Origin of the sequence: Streptomyces decoyicus (assembly GCF_019880305.1) — a bacterium.
Lineage (GTDB): Bacteria > Actinomycetota > Actinomycetes > Streptomycetales > Streptomycetaceae > Streptomyces > Streptomyces decoyicus.
Map to the genome: position 1 here is coordinate 2616808 of NZ_CP082301.1, position 19760 is coordinate 2636567.

At 69.9% G+C, this 19760-nt stretch carries 17 protein-coding genes; 7 read left to right on the plus strand and 10 right to left on the minus strand.

Annotated features, from left to right (window positions below):
• The first annotated feature begins 103 nt into the window (after positions 1 to 103).
• The 5 genes from K7C20_RS11500 (at position 104) to K7C20_RS11525 (ending at position 4721) form a co-directional block, all read left to right on the plus strand.
• The gene (locus tag K7C20_RS11500; RefSeq protein WP_245171016.1) at positions 104 to 982 is read left to right on the plus strand and encodes a FadR/GntR family transcriptional regulator; all 879 of its coding nucleotides are present in this window, start codon (positions 104 to 106) and stop codon (positions 980 to 982) included.
• Positions 983 to 1166: 184 nt separating this feature from the next.
• Positions 1167 to 2312, plus strand: a complete 1146-nt coding sequence (gene dgoD / locus K7C20_RS11505) for a galactonate dehydratase (protein ID WP_030081455.1) — start codon at positions 1167 to 1169, stop codon at positions 2310 to 2312.
• Between the two features lie 309 nt (positions 2313 to 2621).
• Complete coding sequence (locus K7C20_RS11510) at positions 2622 to 3242, plus strand: bifunctional 4-hydroxy-2-oxoglutarate aldolase/2-dehydro-3-deoxy-phosphogluconate aldolase (RefSeq protein WP_053208889.1); 621 nt, start codon at positions 2622 to 2624, stop codon at positions 3240 to 3242.
• 86 nt (positions 3243 to 3328) lie between these two features.
• On the plus strand, positions 3329 to 4486 hold the full coding sequence (locus tag K7C20_RS38155) for a sugar kinase (protein WP_280921982.1): 1158 nt from the start codon (positions 3329 to 3331) through the stop codon (positions 4484 to 4486).
• 25 nt (positions 4487 to 4511) lie between these two features.
• Complete coding sequence (locus K7C20_RS11525) at positions 4512 to 4721, plus strand: FmdB family zinc ribbon protein (protein ID WP_030081451.1); 210 nt, start codon at positions 4512 to 4514, stop codon at positions 4719 to 4721.
• Between the two features lie 138 nt (positions 4722 to 4859).
• Here K7C20_RS11525 and K7C20_RS11530 read toward each other — a convergent pair whose 3' ends face one another.
• From K7C20_RS11530 to K7C20_RS11545, 4 genes are all read right to left on the minus strand, one after another.
• Positions 4860 to 5483 (minus strand): O-methyltransferase, encoded by a 624-nt coding sequence (locus K7C20_RS11530; protein WP_209443869.1) that lies wholly within the window; start codon positions 5481 to 5483, stop codon positions 4860 to 4862.
• 241 nt (positions 5484 to 5724) lie between these two features.
• Entirely contained in the window at positions 5725 to 6546 is an 822-nt protein-coding gene (locus tag K7C20_RS11535; protein WP_030081447.1) for an HAD family hydrolase, read from the minus strand.
• Positions 6546 to 9221: a phosphoribosyltransferase gene (locus K7C20_RS11540; RefSeq protein ID WP_053208888.1), complete on the minus strand. Its 2676-nt coding sequence runs from the start codon at positions 9219 to 9221 to the stop codon at positions 6546 to 6548. Before K7C20_RS11540 ends, K7C20_RS11535 begins: the two co-directional genes overlap by 1 nt.
• Positions 9222 to 9236: 15 nt before the next feature.
• Positions 9237 to 10409 (minus strand): HpcH/HpaI aldolase/citrate lyase family protein, encoded by a 1173-nt coding sequence (locus K7C20_RS11545; protein WP_030081439.1) that lies wholly within the window; start codon positions 10407 to 10409, stop codon positions 9237 to 9239.
• Between the two features lie 218 nt (positions 10410 to 10627).
• On the opposite strand from K7C20_RS11545, the gene K7C20_RS11550 reads away from it, so the two are divergent.
• Positions 10628 to 11761, plus strand: a complete 1134-nt coding sequence (locus K7C20_RS11550) for a TerD family protein (RefSeq protein WP_053208887.1) — start codon at positions 10628 to 10630, stop codon at positions 11759 to 11761.
• 111 nt (positions 11762 to 11872) lie between these two features.
• On the opposite strand, the gene K7C20_RS11555 is transcribed toward K7C20_RS11550, so the two are convergent.
• The 6 genes from K7C20_RS11555 to K7C20_RS11580 all read right to left on the minus strand — a co-directional run bounded on the left by K7C20_RS11555 (position 11873) and on the right by K7C20_RS11580 (position 16445).
• A complete protein-coding gene (locus K7C20_RS11555) occupies positions 11873 to 12616 on the minus strand; it encodes a TerD family protein (RefSeq protein WP_030081433.1) in 744 nt (247 codons plus the stop codon).
• 99 nt (positions 12617 to 12715) lie between these two features.
• Positions 12716 to 13843: a DUF475 domain-containing protein gene (locus tag K7C20_RS11560; protein WP_030081431.1), complete on the minus strand. Its 1128-nt coding sequence runs from the start codon at positions 13841 to 13843 to the stop codon at positions 12716 to 12718.
• A 53-nt stretch (positions 13844 to 13896) separates the two neighbouring features.
• Positions 13897 to 14472 carry a TerD family protein gene (locus K7C20_RS11565; protein WP_030081429.1) on the minus strand — a complete coding sequence of 192 codons (576 nt, stop codon included), beginning with the start codon at positions 14470 to 14472 and terminating at the stop codon, positions 13897 to 13899.
• A gap of 186 nt (positions 14473 to 14658) precedes the next feature.
• The gene (locus K7C20_RS11570; RefSeq protein WP_030081428.1) at positions 14659 to 15234 is read right to left on the minus strand and encodes a TerD family protein; all 576 of its coding nucleotides are present in this window, start codon (positions 15232 to 15234) and stop codon (positions 14659 to 14661) included.
• 171 nt (positions 15235 to 15405) lie between these two features.
• Positions 15406 to 15864: a peroxiredoxin gene (locus tag K7C20_RS11575; protein WP_030081426.1), complete on the minus strand. Its 459-nt coding sequence runs from the start codon at positions 15862 to 15864 to the stop codon at positions 15406 to 15408.
• 149 nt (positions 15865 to 16013) lie between these two features.
• Positions 16014 to 16445, minus strand: coding sequence for a DUF3052 domain-containing protein (locus K7C20_RS11580; protein WP_030081424.1), 432 nt, complete (start codon positions 16443 to 16445; stop codon positions 16014 to 16016).
• Positions 16446 to 16961: 516 nt separating this feature from the next.
• Here K7C20_RS11580 and aceE point away from each other — a divergent pair.
• The gene (aceE, locus tag K7C20_RS11585) at positions 16962 to 19694 is read left to right on the plus strand and encodes a pyruvate dehydrogenase (acetyl-transferring), homodimeric type (protein ID WP_053208886.1); all 2733 of its coding nucleotides are present in this window, start codon (positions 16962 to 16964) and stop codon (positions 19692 to 19694) included.
• The last annotated feature ends 66 nt before the right edge of the window (positions 19695 to 19760 follow it).

The following is a 19760-nucleotide window of genomic DNA, read 5'->3' on the forward strand; positions in this document are numbered from 1 at the left end:
GGCGTACCGAGGTGGGAATGGGGTGCTCGGTACGCCCTGACGGCTGGTGCGGGGCGGTCGGTGGGCGGTCGATGGGTGACCGTCGGTGGACGGGTGACCGTCGGTGGACGGGCTCGGCGACTACCGCTGGATGCGGCCGGTTCGGCGGAGCGGCCGTCCACAGTGGTCGGGGTGGGCCGGGCCGGCCGAGGTGGTGGCCGGGCGGCACCGTGGCGCGGGCGGGACGCCGGTCAGCGAACGCGGGGAGCGGAGCAAGGAGCGGAGCAGGGAGCACATGATGAGCCGTTCGGGGCACGCCGACTCCTCCACGGGGCACGGGGGCCACAACGTGGCGGTCGAAGCGCTCGCCAGGCGGATCTTGAAGGGCACTTACCGCGAGGGGGACAGCCTCGTCATGCCGGAGGTGAGGGCGGAGCTGGACGTGACCCAGACCGTACTGCGTGAGGCGGTCAAGGTGCTGACCACCAAGGGCCTCCTCGATACGGACAAGAAGCGTGGCACGTTCGTCCGCCCCCGCGAGGACTGGAACCTCCTGGACTCGGACGTACTGCGCTGGAAGCTCGCGGCCGGGGTCTCGTCCGACTTCTTCGCCGATGTGCTCGAACTGCGCCGTTCCATCGAGCCCGCGGCGGCCGCGCTCGCCGCGGAGCGCCGTACGGACGACGATCTGGCGGCACTGGACGCCGCCCTCAGCGCGATGGCCGCGACCGACAACGATCCGGTGCTGCTCATCCGCGCCGATGCGTCCTTCCACACGGCGATGCTGCTCGCGTCGAACAATCGCTTCTACGCGCAGATGCGCCGGGTGATCGTGCCGGTACTCGTCCAGCGCGACCGGGCGGTGCTCACCGCGGACGGCGCGTTCGAGCATCCGCATGCGGTCCATGCCGCGGTCGTCGAGGCCGTGCGCAACCGGGACGTCGACGGGGCCTATATGGCGATGCTCGAACTGCTTGATCTGTCGGCGCAGGAGCATCCGTAGGGGCGGTGGGCGGCAGCCCGGCACCAGTTACCGCGATGCCCTCGGTGGGCAGAACACCGCGCACGGGCGGACGCAACGCGCCGCACGGGCCGGACACGGCAGGACGCATCTCGCGCGCCCTGCCGAACGCCGCACATCACACGCCGAACGCCGCACATCGCACGCCGAAAGGACGGACCGGTCCATGAAGATCAGCCGCATCGAGACGTTCCTCGCCCCGCCGCGCTGGATGTTCGTGCGGGTGGAGACCGATGAGGGCGTCGTCGGCTGGGGCGAGCCGGTGGTCGAGGGCCGGGCCGAGCCGGTCAGGGCGGCCGTGGAAGTGCTGTCCGAGTACCTCCTGGACCAGGATCCGGCGCGCATCGAGGACCACTGGCAGGTCATGACCAAGGGCGGCTTCTACCGCGGCGGGCCCGTCCTGTCGTCCGCCGTCGCCGGCTTGGACCAGGCCCTGTGGGACATCAAGGGGAAGCGGCACGGGGTCCCGGTCCATCAGCTGCTGGGCGGGCCGGTCCGCGAGAGTATCCGCGCTTATGCATGGGTCGGCGGCGATGAACCGCATGCCATCCGCGACGCGGTCACCGCGCAGCTCGAGGCGGGCTTCACCGCCGTCAAGATGAACGGCTGCGGGCGGATGACGCCCGTGGCGACCCGCGCCGAGGTACGGGAATGCCTGCTGCGCGCCGAGACCGCCCGCGAAGTCCTCGGCGACGAACGGGACTTCGGCCTCGATTTTCACGGCCGGGTCTCGCCCGCCAATGCCCGCAGGCTCCTCCCTCTGCTGGCCGACTGCGCCCCGCTGTTCGTCGAGGAGCCGGTCCTCTCCGATCACCTGCAGGCCCTCCCTGATCTGGTCAATGCCTCCAACATCCCGATCGCACTCGGTGAACGTCTCTTCACCCGGCGAGAGTTCCTGGCTCCTCTCCAGGCCGGCGTCGCGATCCTCCAGCCCGATATCTCGCATGCGGGCGGCATCTCCGAGCTGCGTCGGATCGCCGCGCTCGCGGAGGTGTACGGGGCGCAGCTCGCCCCGCACTGCCCGCTCGGCCCGGTCGCACTGGCCGCCAGCCTCCAAGTCGCCTTCACCACCCCGAACTTCCTCATCCAGGAGCAGTCCATCGGGATCCACTACAACCAGGGCGCCGAGCTGCTGGACTATGTGGCGGACCCGGAGCCGTTCCGCTTCCACGGCGGGTCACTCCTGCGGACCGACCGTCCCGGGCTCGGCGTGGAGGTCGACGAGGCAGCGGTGCGGGCGGCGGACGAGCGGGGCCACGCATGGCGGAACCCCGTGTGGCGCCATGAGGACGGGGCGTTCGCGGAATGGTGAGGTGTTCCCGTAGGGGAAGGCCGGCCCCCGTGCGGGAAGACCTGTCCCCGTAGGGGAAGACCTGTCCCCCGTCATGGGGAACCGGTGACTCCGGTAGCGGGTCACCCCGCCCCCCGGTGCCCGGCACCCGCGACCCGGTACCGGCGACGAACACGCAGGTCAACCCCAACGCTCCAGGCTTGTCCCATGCTGCACACTCCACCCGCCCGTCCCTCCGGCCCGGAATAATCGAAGGTGTCACCCGCGCGCCCGAACGACCCAGCCGCGCAGTACGCACGCGGCGGGGTGCAGGAGAAAGCAGGAAACGCCATGGACCTCAGCACAGCGCTCCGGACCGAGCGGCTGGTCGCCATCATCCGGGGCAAGGATGCGGAGGCGTCCTTCCGTACGGTCATGGCGCTTGCGGAAGCGGGCCTGCCACTGATCGAGATCTCGCTCAGCGGACACGACGCCCTCACCGTGATCCGACGGGCGCGCGCCGAGCTCGGCGACGCGGCCTGGCTCGGCGCCGGCACCGTCCTGACCGCGTCCGACGCCCGGTGCGCCGCCGAAGCGGGGGCGAATCTCATCGTCACGCCCGGTCTGGGGGCCGGTCTGGAGGAGTCCGTACGCCAGGGGCTGCCGACGCTCGCCGGAGTGATGACGCCGTCCGAGGTGATCGCGGCCGATGCGCTGGGTGTCTCGGCCCTGAAGCTGTTCCCGGCGTCGGTCGGCGGGCCCGCGTATCTGCGGGCGCTGCGCGCTCCCTTCCCCGAGCTGCCGTTCGTGCCGGTCGGTGGCGTGGACGCGGCCGCCGCACAGGCGTACTTCGCCGCCGGGGCGGTCGCGGTGGGAGTCGGCTCGCCGCTGATCGGGGACGCGGCGGACGGCGGCGATCTGGACGGGCTGCGCAAGCGCGCGGCGGAGTTCAGGGCGGTGTGCGCACGATGACGGGACAGCCGAATTCCGGCGGCGGGGAGGACGCGCAGCGAGGGGGCGCAGTTCCCCGGCCCGCGGCCACCTCGGGCCGTCCACGGGTGCCCCGGCAACCGGGGCGCCCGGACGTCCTCACCTTCGGCGAGACCATGGTCGCGCTCCGCGGCAGCGGACCGCTGAAGCTCGGCGGCACGATGCATGTCTCCATCGCCGGAGCGGAAAGCAATGTCGCGATCGGCCTGGCCCGGCTCGGGCACGACGTCCGATGGGCGGGCGCGGTCGGCGAGGACGAGGCCGGGGAACTGGTACTGCGTACGCTGCGCGCCGAGGGCATCGAGGTGTCCGGCGCCTCGACCGATCCCGGTGCCCCGACCGGGCTGCTCCTCTTCGAGCCGCGGCTGCCCGAGGTCACCCGGGTGCACTACTACCGTGCGGGATCGGCCGGCTCACGGCTCACGGCAGGCGTGGTCGAGCGCGCCTTCTCCGCCGCCCCGCCCCGCGTGCTGCACCTGACGGGCATCACCCCGGCCCTGAGCCCCACGGCCCACTCGGCGGCCCGGCACTCCCTCCAACTCGCCAAGGACCACGGCTCGTTGGTCTGCCTCGATGTCAATTTCCGCGCTCGGCTCTGGACCGCCGAGCAGGCCGCCGGGATCCTGCGCGAGTGGATTCCCTACGTGGATGTCTTGATCGCCTCCGATGACGAGCTGCCGCTCTGCCTGCCGGAAGGGGCAGGTGGGGAGGGGCCACCGGGTGAGGCAGGGGCGCCGGGTGAGGCCGGATCGGCAGGGGCGCCGGGCGGGGCAGGGTCGCCGGGCGGGCCCCAGGGAGTCGAGGGGGCACAGGGGGCCGAGGGCGTACAGGGGCCCGAGAGGGCGCAGGAAGCCGAGAGGACGCCCCAAGGAGCCACCCACGACACCGCCGCCACCCTTGCGTCGCAGGCCAAGCTCCTGCTGGATCTGGGGGTCGGCGAGGTCGTGGTCAAGCTCGGCGCGGACGGGGCGACGGCCTTCACCCACGGCGGATCCCTGCACCAGCCCGCCAAGGCGGTACGGGCCGTGGATGCCGTGGGTGCCGGCGACGCCTTCGTGGCGGGCTATCTGTCGGCCCTGCTGGACGACGAGGAGCCGGCCGGTTGCCTGGAGCGCGCCGTCACCACCGGAGCGTTCGCGGTCGCGTCCCGCGGCGACTGGGAAGGCGCGCCGACCCGTTCGGAGCTGGGCATGCTGGGCGCGCCGCCCGGCACCGTCGTCCGCTGAGGAGCGCCACGGCTAACCTGTGCCCATGCCCCGTTACGAATACCGGTGCCGCCCCTGCGGCTCCACCTTCGAGCTGAACCGGCCGATGGCCGAGTCCTCCGCCCCGGCCGTCTGCCCCCAGGGCCACGAGGACACCGTGAAGCTCCTCTCCACGGTCGCCGTCGGCGGCTCCGCAACCGCTCCTGCCCCGAAGGGCGGGGGCGGTGGCTGCTGCGGAGGCGGTTGCTGCGGCTGAGGCCGAGGCGCGTCCCGGGGCCCGGCCGTGACACGTCCCGGCGGAGCACTGCGGAGCGGGCCCCGCCATGTCCGGGGCAGGGCCGGGGCCGCGGTCTGAGGCCGTGCCCCGTTGCCATGCTCCTGAGGCCTCGGCTCGCTACCGCTTGCGCGCCAGCGTCACGCCGTCCGCCACCGTGAGGATCACCGCCTCCATACGGTCGTCCTCCACGACGTGGTCGTTGAACGCCCTGATCGCCAGGGCCGACCCGGTTGCCGCCGGGTCGGCAACCTCCCCGTGGTACAGCACGTTGTCCGCCACGATCAGGCCCCCCGGCCGCAGCCGGGGCACCAGCTCTTCCCAGTAGGCGATGTAGCCGCCCTTGTCCGCGTCGAGATAGGCGAGATCGATGTGGGGGCTGGCCGGCATCGCCCGCAGCGTCTCCAGCGCGGGCGCGATCCGCAGCTGAATACGGTCCCCGACACCGGCCTTCGCCCATGCCTCCCGGCCGTACGCCGTCCACTCCTCGGACACATCGCAGGCGATCAGCGTGCCGTCCGCGGGCAGCGCCTGAGCCATGGACAGCGCCGAGAACCCGGTGAAGGTCCCCACCTCGACGACATGCCGGGCCCCGATCAGCCGCACCAGGAACGCCAGCAGCGGCCCCTGCTCCTCCGCCGACTGCATCCCCGCCGCCTCGGGAAACTGTTGGCGGGTGATCTCCACGATGTCCCGCTGTACGGCGTCCAACGGTGGGTTGTGGGCGAGGATGTAGTCGTACATCTCCGCCGTGATCGGCGTGCTCTTGGACTCAGCCACGGGCTCTCCTCTTGATCAAGGATTGCGGTCTCGGCCGATCACCGGACGATGCAGCCGACCGCCTCGCGAGACTAACCCGAGCCCCACCTCCACCGGCCGCTATTCGCCCGCTCCGCCTGCGTGCCGACCCTCGCTCGTGGAGGTGCGTTCGAGGGTGGCCTTGGGGCGGCCGCGACGGCGGTGGCGGTCTCTGCGGCCGCCCGGGTCAGCCGGCGTGGCCCGGGGATGCGGCGCCGCGGAGGAAGGCCCGCACGATCTCCTCGCCCGCCGCGACACCCCGCTCGTCGAGCGCCGTGACATGAGGGGCGTGCCAGCCGGAGTCCGCCAGCTCGCCGTGGCCGGGCCGCCATCCGCGGTCCGCGGCCAGCAGCAGATCCGCGTCGAGAAGAGAGTCCCCGGCCGCGAGGATCTCGGACGCCCCGGTACGGCGCGCCACCTCCGCCACGGCCGCGCTCTTGGTCAACGGCCGCGGCACGGCATAGATCTTGCGGCCTTGCAGGGACACGGTCCAACCGCGTTCGTCCGCCCAGCCGGCGAGGTCCTTCACCCAGGTGTCGGGCAGCAGCGGCCGCTCCACGACCAGATAGGCGAAGAGGTCCTCGGCGATGCGCTCCTTGAGGAGCCAGGCCGGGTCGGCGGTGCGGACGAGGTGCGCGCGGATCTCGTCCAGAGGGGCGCACTGCGAGGCCAGCCGCGCGGCGACGGTGCGCTGCCAGTCCGGATCCGACTCGCCCCGTACGAGCAGATGGCCGCCGTTGGCGCAGATGGCGAACTCCGGTGCCGGTCCGGGGAGATGAATGCGGCCGTACTGCTCCCGGGTGCGGGTGGTGGCCGGCACGAAGGTGGTGCTGCCGGCCAGTTCGGCGAGCAGCCCGGCGGCCGTCTCCGTCATATAGGACAGTGGCTTGCGCTCGTATGTCTCGACACACAGGAGCCGGGGGGCCTCGGCATCGGGCATGGCGAGACCCAGCGCGGCGGCCGAATAGATCAGGGTGCGGTCGAGGTCGCTGGCGACGAGGGCGCTCATCAGGAGGTCACCGCCTTGCCGTCGGCACCCGTGGCTCCGCGGGTGAAGCGGGGGTGGATCAGCCCGACACAGGTATAGGGCAGTTCGTCGACCTCTTCGACGGGCACGCCCCGTTGTTCCGCCAGGAGGCGCACATGATCGAGGTCGGCCCCGGCCCCCTGCCGGGCCAGGATCTTCCAGGGGACCCGGCGCAGCAGTACGCGCGTGGTCTCGCCGACCCCGGGCTTCACGAGATTGACGTCGTGGATGCCGTACTCCTCGCTGATCCGCTCGACGGCCGCCCAGCCCTCCCAGGTGGGAGCCCGGTCGGCGGCGGCCAGCTCCTTCACCTCCGCGGCGACTTCCGCGGCCACGTCGTCGAAACGGGCGCTGACCGCGTCCAGGAACGCGCGCGACACATCGGTCGCGGCCAGGTCGCGGTAGAACTTCGCGCCGTGGAAGTCGTCCGGTCCCACGAGGTCGTCGCGCAGGACGGTGCGGGATATGAGGCCGGAGACAGTGGAGTTGAGGCAGGCGGACGGGATGAGGAAGTCGTCCCGGGTGCCATAGGTGTCGACACAGCCGCCGGGGTCGGCCAGCACGGCGATCCGCGGGTCGAAGCCCGGGAAGTCCTCCAGGGCCTGGGCGAGTTCGCGGGTGATGGCCCCCTTGCCGGTCCAGCCGTCCACGAAGACGACATCCGCCGGGTCGTGATGGGCGGCCAGCCAGCGCAGCGCGGTGGTGTCGATGCCCCGGCCACGGACGATCGAGACCGCGTAGTGCGGGACCTCCACGCCGTGGGCGTGCAGCGCCCAGCGGCGCATCAGCACCCCGACGGGTGTTCCGGCCCGCGCCAGCGACACCAGCACGGGGCGCGGGCTGCGTTCCGCGAGCACCGTCTCGGTGACGGTCCCGACGGCCCGCGCGATCCGGCTCGCGGAGGTCCGCAGCGCGCTGTGGAACAGCGCCTGGTACTGCTCGTTCGGCTGGTATTCGACGGGCAGCGACTCCGCGTAGTGGGCACCACCGCGCTGAATCGCCTCCTCGCGTTCCTCGGTCGGCGCTTCCAGCGTGACGTCGGAAAGGTCCTGGAGCAGCCAGCCGACCTCGTCGGCGGTGTAGGAGGAGAAGGCGGGGCCGCGCAGCGGCTCGGGGAGGGGCATGGATCCGGCCTGTGGTTGCGGGGCGTACGAGGGGACGACCGCGAGCAGCAGCCGGTCGGTGTGTGCGGCGAGCCGGTCCAGCAGACCGTCGGCGGCGTGCAGCTCCGGGAGGTCGCCGTGCGAGTCCACGACGGCCACGATGGCGTCGAAGCGGCGCTCCGGGTCGGTGCCGGCCGCGACGTTGTAGGCGTACCGCTCCCCCGGTCCGTCGGCCGGCTCGTCGTGGGCGGGGAAGGAGAGCCGGGTCCGTATCGCGTAACCCGGGTCATCGACGGCGAGCACCGGCGACCGGGTGGTGGTGGAGAAGAAGATGCCCGTGCCCCCGGCCGGGGCGGACAGCCGACCGGGGCGTGGCACGAGGGCGCCGTGCCCCGCGCCGGTGCCGTCGTCCGTCGTCGAGGTGGCGCCGCGCTCCTTCCCGGTCATGAGAGCGTCCAGGGCCTCGGCTATCCGCAGCGGCGCGTACATCAACTCCTCGTTGCCGAGGACGAGGATGCGGCGGGCGCCGTCCAGCTGTTGGGCGATCCGGATCGCCATGCCCGGAAGTGCGGCCTCCAGCCGTTCGCGGTGCGCCGGTGTGAAACCGTGCCGCCCGCCGTCCGGCAGCCCGGCGGGCCAGCCGAGGTCCACCCGTACGACATCCGCACCACGGCCGCCGGCCGCCGGCGCAGCACCCGCCGGACCGGACTCGGCATCAGCGGGTTCGGACCCAGCAGATGCGGAACCGGCGGACACGGGGCCCGCGCCCTCGGACGTACTCCCTGACGTGCTCCCCGTGGCAGGCGCCGGGGCCTGCGCCGCAAGGGCCTCCTGCGCGGCGACGAGTTCCTGGCCGCGGGTGAGGACGTCCGCGGGCAGGCGTACACCGCCGGCGGCCAGGGCCACGAGGTCGACGCGGGCGCCCAGTTCCGCGGCGAACTTCTCCAGACGGCTGCGGTCCGCGTCGGAGCGCATATCGACGAGGGCGACGACCACGTACCGCTCGCGGGGGAAGCGCGCATGCAGCGCCTTGATCGTGTTCAGGACCGTCCGGCCGGTGGAGAACTCGTCGTCGACGAGCACCAACGGGCCGTCCCCGGCGAGGAGTTCGCGGTCCTCGGGGAGCAACAGATGCGAGGTGGCGTGGCTGTGCTCCTCTTCGAACCCGCCCACCTGCGCCACGCCCGCCACGGGCCGGCGGGTGGAGTGCAGATAGGGCGCGAGCGCCAAGCCGTCGGCCACCGAATGCCCCAGGCCGGTGGCGGTCTCGGCGTAGCCCAGGACGACGGAGCGGGCCGCGGCCTCGTCGCCCAGCAGCTTCCGCACCCGAAGCCCCAGCCCGTAGCCGGCGCCATGGACCACACCCGGTCGCTGTGGCACGTGCTTGCCGAGCACGTTCGACACGAGCAGATGGGCCCGCTTGGGGTTGCGCCGCAGCGCAAGTCCCAGCAGTTCCGACAGCTCGTCCCCGCCGCTCAGCGAGACTCCGAGCCGACCGGCGACCCATTCTCCCGTCCAGACCACGCGTTCCGTCTCCTCCGTCGTAGCGTTCATGTCATTCACCGCATTTCACGTCTGCGGCAGGCTCGCCGTCAGCAGCTCCACGAACCCGATGCCCTCCCGGGCGACCCCGAACGCCTCGGCGCGCAGCAAGGTCCGCTCGGCCCAGGCCCGGTGCGGCTTCACCTCGTTCATCTTGTTCGTATAGGCGGAGCGCAGAACCCCGCCGTCGCCACGTTCGGGCCGCAGGATGTCGACCGCGTCGCTGAACTCCTCATGGCTGACGACGGAGAGGGCATGCACCGGCGCGACATGCGAGGGATGGATGCAGGTCTTGCCCTGGAGACCGTTCGCACGGTCGAGTTCGATCTCGCGCAGCAGACCGTCCATGTCGTGCTCGATCAGCGCCGTACGCAGCTCCTCGGCGCGTCCGAGGAACGGGCTGCGTCGCAGCTGCGGCTTGAACATCCGCTCTTGCAGCCGGAAGTACTCCCACACCGGTCCGGTGACCGTGAAGCCCGTGCCGTCCGCCCGCCCCAGCACATTCACCACGTCGGAGATCACCGAGGCGACGATCTGGACGTCGTACGCCGTCATGTCGGGGGCTCGGCGCAGTCCGTAGGCGGAGCAGAAGTCCGTGACGCCGAGCCTCAGTGCCAGCACCCGGTCCCGGTACTTGTCCACGGTCGCGGCGATGCCCCGGAGGGTCTCGGCCCGGCTCTCCAGATGCAGCAGCTGCGGGGACTCCAGCACCGGCATCGCATACAGCCGTCGGGCGCAGTCGGACTCGGCCGTGGTCAGTGCCTCCAGGAAGGGGCCGCCACGCTCCTCGGTGAATTTCGGAAGTACAAATCCGGACAGTCTGTGGACGGCAGCGCCCATCCGGCGCACCAGATCCGGTATTTGACCGGGCGTGCGGACGCGGATGAACAGCAGCGGAAGGTCCGTGCCCGCGGTGGCCGCCTCGTCGAGAAGGCCGAGCTGCCGCACGAGGTTCTCCTCGCCGGCCTCCACGTCCCCGTCGCTTATGGAGTCTTCCAGACACAGCACCATGGACTTCACGCCAAGCCCGGCCTGCTTGAGGACATCGGCGGCGAGTCGCGGGCGGGTGGCAGGGCTGTAGAGCGTGGCACCCAGGGCGACCGCGAGCGTGCGGGCCGGGGAGTCGGCGGTGAACTCCACCGGCTCCTGGTGGAACAGTGCCTTCCGGATGTCGGGCGGAAGATGCCCAAAATGACGCATATAACTCCCCGTCTACATGCGGGACCCGGGCACCCCCGCTGCGTCTCGCTGTCTGGATCCAGCCGGTAATCGTACGTGCGTGGGGGCGTGGTTAGTTCCCGCGTGAGTGAAAATCACGTAACCCCCACGAGGCACCCAGGTATCCGCCCTCGCGCCCCCGGCACGGCTCGTGGCCCCCCGCGTTGTCGCTGCGACCTCAGGGAAGGCAGGATTGCCGCATGACGCACGCGATGCTGAAAGGGTCGAACGTACCCCTCGACGCCACGGCTGTTCGGGCCGTCCTGCGCTGGACGCCCGGCGCCGGTGTCCCTGATGTCGACGCCTCGGCTCTGCTGGTGGGGCCGGAGGGACGCGTGCGATCCGATGAGGACTTCGTCTTCTACAACCAACCGAGGCACCCCAGCGGAATGGTGCGGCATCTGCCCAAGACCCGGGTCGCGGACAGTCTGGCCGACACCATCGAGGCGGATCTGACGGCGCTGGACGCGTCGGTGGACCGGGTGGTGCTGGCCGCGTCGTCGGACGGTGGCGCGTTCGCGGGCGTCACGGATCTGCGGGTCCTGCTGTACGACGCGGCGGCGAGCGACGGCGAGCCGCTCGCGGTCTTCGACGTGGTGCCCGAGACGGGCGATGAGACGGCCCTGATCTGCGGTGAGTTGTACCGTCGCGCCGAGGGCTGGAAGTTCCGCGCCCTGGGGCAGGGGTACGAGAGCGGCCTGGTCGGTCTGGCGACCGAGTTCGGGATCTCGGTGGACGAGAACGAAGCGGCCGCCGACGGTCCGCCGTCCTCGGAGGCACCGGTGTCGGCGCCCCCCGGCTCGGAGCCCGCGGCGCCCGTCGACCCGGCTCCCCGGAACGAACCAGGCCCTTCCGCCGCCCCGGCGGAGGCGAGCAGCCCGCCCGCGTCCGCCGCCACCCCGCCGCCCAGCACCTGGCCCGAAGAGGCATCGAGCCCCCCGTCCGCGGCGGACCCGCAGACACCTCTGGCGTCGGATCCGGAAGCGGTCACCCAGCATGTGCCGGATGCCATGCCGGAGCCGTTCTCGTCCGCCCCGCTGCCGTCGTCCACCACGGCGTCCCCGGCGGCGCCGGCGCCCACGGGCGGCGGCTACGGCTACCCGCAGAACGTTCCGCCACCGCCCGCCCAGCCCCCGGCCCAGCCCGCCTACGGCTACCCGGGGCCGCCGCCCCAGTACCAGCCCCAGCAGCCGCCGCAGGCCCCGTACGGCGTTCCGCCGCAGCAACAGCAGCCGCACCCGGCCTCGACGTACGGCTACCCGTTGCAGCAGCCCTTCGTGCCGGACCCGTCCTTCGTCCTGCCGCCCCAGGGTCCGCAGTTCCAGCGCCGTTAGGGGTACCCGGCCGGGTTCCCCCACGGCGCGGGCACAGGGCGGGCGGAACGCGGTACGGGCGGGACGCGGCAGAAGCGGTCCGCGGCACCGGCGGACCGCCGCACGCGCCGCTCACGCGGTGGTCTTGTAGCCCCGTCCCCACTGGAGCCCCCATCCGTACAGCCGGTCGAGCTCCGCCTGGAAGCCGTAGACGTACTTCACCTCGCGGCGCACCATCAGCTCGCCCTTGACGTTCTCGAGCATGAAGACGGCGCAGGAGCGGGCCTGCGGCGCCCGCTCGTTCAGCTTGAGCTCCACCCGTGGTCCGCTGCTCGGATAGAGCGTCACGACCGCATGCGTACGGTCGAACGCCGGCGTGCCGTCGTAGATGTAGACGAAGATCAGCAGCCGCTTGATCTCATCGCGGTGGTCCAGGTTGATGTAGAGCGTCTCGCCGGAGCCCGAACCGAAGCGGTCATCACCGCTGAGCTTGACGAAGGGCGGCCCGTTGAGGTCGCCCAGAAAGTTGCCCAGCGGCTGCACCACGCCCCTGGTGCCGTCCTTGAGCTCGTACAGACAGGCCAGGTCCAGGTCGACGTTGACCACGGCAGGACCCTGCGCCTGCACCACCTCGGGTTTGAACAGCTTGCTCGGATGCCGCAGCAGACCGCCCCTGCCCGGCCCGCTCCGCTCATGCAGGTCCGACGTCCGCATCTGCCAGTGCAGATTGACCCGCAGATGTCCGGTCGCCGCCCCCTGCTTGGTCAGCGAGACCGCCGGATTCCGCTTCGTCAGCTCGACGACATATGACGCCCCGCCGCTGTCGAAGTCGAACTTCGACGTACCACCACGCCACAGGTTCCCCAGGAACGACACGTTGCCCACCCCATTGCTAGACCCCACATCACTGCGGGGCGGCCCGAGGTCTGCACCTCAGAGCCGCCCCGCAGAGAGCGTTCCTCAATCAGCGTCGCGTCACACTCCGCTGGCGACTTCCGACTGCGCTCCCGAGGAATCTCCCGGCTTGCCCTCGCGCCGGTTCCGGATCACCGACGAAGCGAAGGAGAGGCCGATCAGCGCGACGCCCACCAGGCCGGTGACGACCTCGGGGATCTCGTACTTGATCGTGACGAGCAGGATGACGGCCAGCGCGCCGATCGCGTAGTGCGCGCCGTGCTCGAGGTAGACGTAGTCGTCCAGGGTCCCCTTGCGGACCAGGAAGACCGTCAGCGAACGGATGTACATCGCGCCGATGCCCAGACCCAGCGCCATCTCGAAGATGTCGTTGGTGATGGCGAAGGCACTGATGACGCCGTCGAAGGAGAAGGACGCGTCGATGACCTCGAGGTAGAGGAACATGAAGAACGCGGCCCTGCCGGCCAGGCCCACGACCGCGCCGTTGCCCTTCTTCGCGGGAGCCGCCGCGGGCTCCTCGCTCTCCTCGTCCTCGTCCTCAAGCTTGTCCTCGAAGTAGCCGGAGACGCCGGCGACGACGAGGTACGTGATGAGGCCCGCGACCCCGGACAGCAGGACCGTGGCGCTCTTGTCACCGGCGCCGTGCGCGGCGTCGGTGGCCACCGTCATCGCGCTCACCAGCAGGACGACCAGCGTGATGATCACCGACAGCGTGTCGAGCTTGCCCAACTTGGCCATGGGCTTCTCGATCCACGACAGCCACTTGTAGTCGCGCTCCTCGAATATGAAGTCGAGGAAGATCATCAGCAGGAAGACCCCGCCGAAGGCCGCGATGGCGGGGTGGGCGCTGGTGACGAGTTCCTCGTACTGCGCCTTGTCGTGGATGGCGAGGTTGACCGCCTCGATCGGCCCCAGCTTCGCGGTGATCGCGACAATGACGACCGGGAACACTACCCGCATGCCGAACACCGCGATGAGGATGCCGACGGTGAGGAAGATCTTCTGCCAGAAGGCGTTCATCTTGCGCAGGATGCCTGCGTTGATGACGGCGTTGTCGAACGAGAGCGAGACCTCCAGGATGGACAGGATCCCGACAATCGCGAGCCCTTGCCACCCCCAGAGCACGCCCGCCAAGGCGAGGCCGGCCACCGTGATGGCGAACGACCAGCCAAAGGTTTTCAGGAGCACTGCCTACCCAATCCCTCGCTGTATGGGGTCCTCCGCGCACAGCGCGCGGCGCTTTACGAAACGTTGACCCCGAAGTCTAGAGCGATGCCCCGCAGGCCTGACGCGTACCCCTGTCCTACTGCCCGGAACTTCCATTCGCCGTTGTAGCGGTACACCTCGCCGAAGATCATCGCGGTTTCGCCGGAGGCGTCCTCGCTGAGGTCGTAGCGGGCGAGTTCACAGCCGTCGGCCTGATTGACGATGCGGATAAAGGCATTGCTGACCTGGCCGAAGCTCTGGCCGCGCGCATCGGCCTCATGGATCGAGACCGGAAAGACGATCTTGTCGACCTGCTCGGGCACCTGCGAGAGATCCACCAGGACCGACTCGTCGTCGCCCTCGCCCTCACCCGTGAGATTGTCCCCGGTGTGCTCGACGGAGCCCTCGGGGCTCTTGAGGTTGTTGTAGAAGACGAAGTACTCGTCCCCCAGCACCCGCCCCGACTGGCACAGCAGCGCGCTGGCGTCGAGATCGAACGGTGCGCCGGTCGTGGACCGCGCGTCCCAGCCGAGGCCGACCATGATCTGTGTGAGATTCGGAGCGGCCTTGGAAAGGGAGACATTGCCCCCCTTGGCAAGCGTGACACTCATCGTTCGCTTCCTCCCCGGTGTCGGTGCGGGCCGTGCCCGGCGTGGCCCGTAACCCTTCGAGCGCGTCCGGCGCCGCACTCCCCGGGCAGGGGCGTACGGCGCCGGACGCGGTCACTCTTGGCCGGGCAGCGGCTGCGGCATCGCTGCCCGGTCCGGACGTCGACGATCAGATGGCGAATCCGTCGGTCAGACGTTGACGCCGAAGTCCTGCGCGATGCCGCGCAGGCCCGAGGCATAGCCCTGGCCGATGGCCCGGAACTTCCACTCGGCGCCGTTGCGGTACAGCTCGCCGAAGACCATGGCGGTCTCGGTCGAGGCGTCCTCGCTCAGGTCGTAGCGGGCCAGCTCGTTGTTGTCGGCCTGGTTGACCACGCGGATGAAGGCGTTACGGACCTGGCCGAAGCTCTGCTGGCGGGTCTCGGCGTCGTAGATCGACACCGGGAAAACGATCTTGGAGACATCGGCCGGAACCGCGGCCAGATTCACCTTGATCTGCTCGTCGTCGCCTTCACCCTCACCGGTGATGTTGTCACCGGTGTGCTCGACCGAACCGTCCGGGCTCTTCAGGTTGTTGAAGAACACGAAGTTCTGGTCGTTGGCCACCTTGCCCTGGTCGTTCGCCAGCAGGGCGCTGGCGTCCAGGTCGAAGTCCGTACCGGTGGTCGTACGCGCATCCCAGCCCAGACCGACGATGACGGCGGTCAGATTGGGGGCTTCCTTCGTCAGCGAGACGTTGCCGCCCTTGCTGAGGCTGACTCCCACGAGTCCTCCCATAGATTCGAGGGGTACGTAAAGATTTGCGCCCCCATCGTGCATGGCATCGGATCAACGAATTGATCCTAGTGACCGGTTCCCGCCGATCGCAGGTATCGCACCTGGATCGGTGCGGATGTCGGCCAGGGGGGCGCGGTGGTGCCTGGGGGCGCGGCCGTGTCAGAGGGTGTCGAGCGCCTTGGCGTACTCGTTCAGGTCGCGGGCGTCGGGCAGGCCGTTGACGACCGTCCAGCGCACCACGCCCTCCTTGTCGATGATGAACGTGCCGCGCACCGCGCAGCCCTTCTCCTCGTCGAAGACGCCGTACGCCCGCGAGGCCTCGCCGTGCGGCCAGAAGTCCGACAGCAGCGGGTACTCCAGGCCCTCCTGCTCGGCGAAGACGCGCAGCGAGAACGGGGAGTCGTTGGAGACGGCCAGCAGCTGGACGTCGTCGTTGACGAACTTCGGCAGCTCGTCACGGAGCGCGCAGAGCTCGCCGGTGCAGACACCGGTGAAGGCGAAGGGGTAGAAGAGGAGGACGACGGCCTTCTCGCCGCGGAAGTCGGAGAGCTTGACCAGCTCGCCGTGCTGGTTCTTCAGCTCGAAATCCGGAGCCTTCGTGCCGACCTCGATCGCCATGGGGTGCTTCCCTTCCGCTCACTCGCAACAGGACGCGACCAACCCTACGCGCCGGGCTGCACGTCCGGGGAACCTGTCCTGAACAGGGCCGAGCCCCCTCCGGAACAGGGCGGAGGGGGCTCGGTGGCGAAAGTTGGGGACGGTACGGCTCAGCGCTTGCCGGCCTTTGGGGTGACCAGTCGGCTGCCGGCCCAGTCCTTGCCCGCGTTGATGCTCTTGGTCTGGGACAGACCCGCGGTCTGCGCGGCCTCATTGATGTCGCTCGGCTCGACGTAGCCGTCGCGGCCGGTCTTCGGGGTCAGCAGCCAGATCTGCCCGCCCTCGTCGATCAGCCCGATGGCGTCCACCAGCGCGTCCGTGAGGTCGCCGTCCTCGTCGCGGAACCACAGCAGAACGACGTCACACACGTCGTCGTAGTCCTCGTCGACGAGATCCTGGCCGATCACGGTCTCAATGCCTTCGCGGAGATCCTGATCGACGTCGTCGTCGTATCCGATCTCCTGGACCACCTGTCCGGGCTCGAACCCCAGCCTGGCGGCAGGGTTGGTCCGCTCCTCCGCGTGGTCCGCGGTCGCGCTCACGGATTGCCTCCTGTCATGTTTCGGAAATGCTCGGGGACCCCGCGCGTGCGCGGAGCATTGGGCGTAGTCCACACGGGCCGGGCGGATCGCGCAAGTACCCGGCGGTTCAGACCGCCGAAACGGTGACGTTTGGAGGCGTCTCGCCGCAAGCACGACCCCAGCAGGCCAGGCTGAAGTGATTCACACCACAGCTTTCTGTGAAGTTTATCGGGTACTCGCGCCGGACTGGTCCCTTCGGGGGGCGGCGGCCGGTTCCGGACCTCATTTCGGGTGCCGCACGTCCGTACGCGAAGCACTTTCGACATGGGCGTATGGTTGCGATTTGGCCGACCCGAGAAATCGGCCTTTTCAGCGCCATCTCTCTACGGATGGGTTACCCATCAGTAGAGGTGACGTATCCCTGTGGCTCGGTACACGATGGAAGACGGCGCGACACCAAGGCAGCGACAGCATTCGTCCCGTGTGCAGCATCAATAGTTTGCGAAGCACGACACGAACCGAACACGAAGGAACAGCGTGGCTTCCGGATCCGATCGAAACCCGATCATCATTGGCGGCCTTCCCAGCCAGGTCCCGGACTTCGATCCCGAAGAGACCCAGGAATGGCTCGACTCGCTCGACGCAGCCGTCGACGAGCGGGGCCGGGAACGTGCCCGCTACCTCATGCTCCGCCTGATCGAGCGTGCGCGCGAGAAGCGTGTGGCCGTGCCCGAGATGCGCAGCACGGACTACGTCAACACCATCGCGACCAAGGACGAGCCGTTCTTCCCGGGCAACGAGGAGATCGAGCGCAAGGTCCTGAACGCGACCCGCTGGAACGCCGCCGTGATGGTCTCGCGCGCCCAGCGTCCGGGCATCGGCGTCGGCGGCCACATCGCCACCTTCGCCTCCTCCGCCTCCCTCTACGACGTGGGCTTCAACCACTTCTTCCGGGGCAAGGACGAGGGTGACGGCGGCGACCAGATCTTCTTCCAGGGCCATGCCTCGCCCGGTGTCTACGCCCGCGCGTTCCTCCTGGACCGGCTGACCGAGCCGCAGCTCGACGCCTTCCGCCAGGAGAAGTCCAAGGCTCCCAACGGACTGTCCAGCTACCCGCACCCGCGGCTGATGCCGGACTTCTGGGAGTTCCCGACCGTCTCGATGGGCCTCGGCCCGCTCGGCGCGATCTACCAGGCGCGGATGAACCGCTACATGGAGGCGCGCGGGATCGCCGACACCTCCAAGTCGCACGTATGGGCCTATCTCGGCGACGGCGAGATGGACGAGCCCGAGTCGCTCGGCCAGCTGTCCATCGCCGCCCGTGAGGGCCTGGACAACCTGACCTTCGTCGTGAACTGCAACCTCCAGCGTCTGGACGGCCCGGTCCGCGGCAACGGCAAGATCATGCAGGAGCTGGAGTCGCAGTTCCGCGGCGCCGGCTGGAACGTCATCAAGCTGGTGTGGGACCGCAGCTGGGACCCGCTGCTCGCGCAGGACCGCGACGGCATCCTGGTCAACAAGCTCAACAGCACGCCCGACGGTCAGTTCCAGACGTACGCCACCGAGACCGGTGCGTACATCCGTGACCACTTCTTCGGCGACGACCAGCGGCTGCGCGCGATGGTCGAGAACATGACCGACGACCAGATCCTGCACCTGGGCCGTGGCGGTCACGACCACAAGAAGATCTACGCGGCGTATGCGGCGGCCAAGGCCCACAAGGGCCAGCCGACGGTGATCCTCGCGCAGACCGTCAAGGGCTGGACGCTCGGCCCGAACTTCGAGGGCCGCAACGCGACCCACCAGATGAAGAAGCTGACGGTCGCGGACCTCAAGGGCTTCCGTGACCGGCTGCACCTGCCGATCCCGGACAAGGACCTGGAGGACGGCCTGCCGCCGTACTACCACCCGGGCCGCGACTCCGAAGAGATCCAGTACATGCACGACCGCCGCAAGGGACTGGGGGGCTATGTGCCCACCCGTGTCGTGCGCGCCAAGCCGCTCCAGCTGCCGGACGACAAGGCGTACGCGGGTGCCAAGAAGGGCTCGGGGCAGCAGAAGATCGCCACGACCATGGCGTTCGTCCGTGTCCTGAAGGACCTCATGCGGGACAAGGAGATCGGCAAGCGCTTCGTGCCGATCGCGCCCGACGAGTACCGCACCTTCGGTATGGACGCCTTCTTCCCGTCGGCCAAGATCTACAACCCGCTGGGCCAGCAGTACGAGTCGGTCGACCGCGAACTGCTCCTGGCGTACAAGGAGTCGCCGACCGGCCAGATGCTGCACGACGGCATCACCGAGGCGGGCTGCACCGCTTCGCTGATCGCGGCGGGCTCGGCCTATGCGACGCACGGCGAGCCGCTGATCCCGGTCTATGTCTTCTACTCGATGTTCGGGTTCCAGCGCACCGGTGACCAGTTCTGGCAGATGGCCGACCAGCTCGCGCGCGGCTTCGTGCTCGGCGCGACCGCCGGCCGTACGACGCTGACCGGTGAGGGTCTCCAGCACGCCGACGGCCACTCCCAGCTGCTGGCCTCGACCAACCCGGCCTGTGTCGCCTACGACCCGGCCTACGGCTACGAGATCGCGCACATCGTCAAGGACGGTCTGCGGCGGATGTACGGCGAGAACGCCGAGGACATCTTCTACTACCTGACCGTCTACAACGAGCCGATCCAGCACCCGGCGGAGCCGGCGGACGCCGATGTCGAGGGCATCCTCAAGGGTCTGCACCGCATCAAGACCGGTGAGAAGGGCGAGCACGCGGCCCAGATCCTCGCCTCCGGTGTCGCGGTGCCGTGGGCCGTCGAGGCCCAGCAGATCCTCGCGGACGAGTGGAACGTCAAGGCCGATGTCTGGTCGGCGACGTCCTGGAACGAGCTGCGCCGCGACGCGGTGGAGGTCGAGGAGCACAACCTTCTGCACCCGGAGGAGGAGCAGCGCGTCCCGTATGTGACGCAGAAGCTCCAGGACGCCGAGGGCCCGAAGGTCGCGGTCTCGGACTGGATGCGGTCCGTGCCGGACCAGATCGCGCGCTGGGTTCCCGGCACGTACCAGTCGCTGGGCGCCGACGGCTTCGGCTTCGCGGACACCCGTGGTGCGGCCCGTCGGTTCTTCCACATCGACACGCAGTCCATCGTCCTGAGCGTGCTCACCGAGCTCGCCAAGGAGGGCAAGGTCGACCGGTCGCTGCTGAAGCAGGCGATCGACCGCTACCAGCTCCTGGACGTCTCGGCCGCCGAAGCCGGAGAGGCCGGCGGCGACGCCTGATCTCTCCGCGGCCGTCCGCCGCACCCCTTCCGCCGCGCCCCCCGACCAGCGTTCTTCGCCGGTCGG

Excerpts from the sequence above, each read along its gene's own strand:
- dgoD (WP_030081455.1), top strand. The coding sequence starts at position 1,167 with ATGAAGATCAGCCGCATCGAGACGTTCCTCGCCCCGCCGCGCTGGATG.
- K7C20_RS11510 (WP_053208889.1), top strand. The coding sequence starts at position 2,622 with ATGGACCTCAGCACAGCGCTCCGGACCGAGCGGCTGGTCGCCATCATC.
- K7C20_RS11525 (WP_030081451.1), top strand. The coding sequence starts at position 4,512 with ATGCCCCGTTACGAATACCGGTGCCGCCCCTGCGGCTCCACCTTCGAG.
- K7C20_RS11530 (WP_209443869.1), bottom strand. The coding sequence starts at position 5,483 with ATGTACGACTACATCCTCGCCCACAACCCACCGTTGGACGCCGTACAG.
- K7C20_RS11535 (WP_030081447.1), bottom strand. The coding sequence starts at position 6,546 with ATGAGCGCCCTCGTCGCCAGCGACCTCGACCGCACCCTGATCTATTCG.
- K7C20_RS11540 (WP_053208888.1), bottom strand. The coding sequence starts at position 9,221 with ATGAACGCTACGACGGAGGAGACGGAACGCGTGGTCTGGACGGGAGAA.
- K7C20_RS11545 (WP_030081439.1), bottom strand. The coding sequence starts at position 10,409 with ATGCGTCATTTTGGGCATCTTCCGCCCGACATCCGGAAGGCACTGTTC.
- K7C20_RS11550 (WP_053208887.1), top strand. The coding sequence starts at position 10,628 with ATGACGCACGCGATGCTGAAAGGGTCGAACGTACCCCTCGACGCCACG.
- K7C20_RS11565 (WP_030081429.1), bottom strand. The coding sequence starts at position 14,472 with ATGAGTGTCACGCTTGCCAAGGGGGGCAATGTCTCCCTTTCCAAGGCC.
- K7C20_RS11575 (WP_030081426.1), bottom strand. The coding sequence starts at position 15,864 with ATGGCGATCGAGGTCGGCACGAAGGCTCCGGATTTCGAGCTGAAGAAC.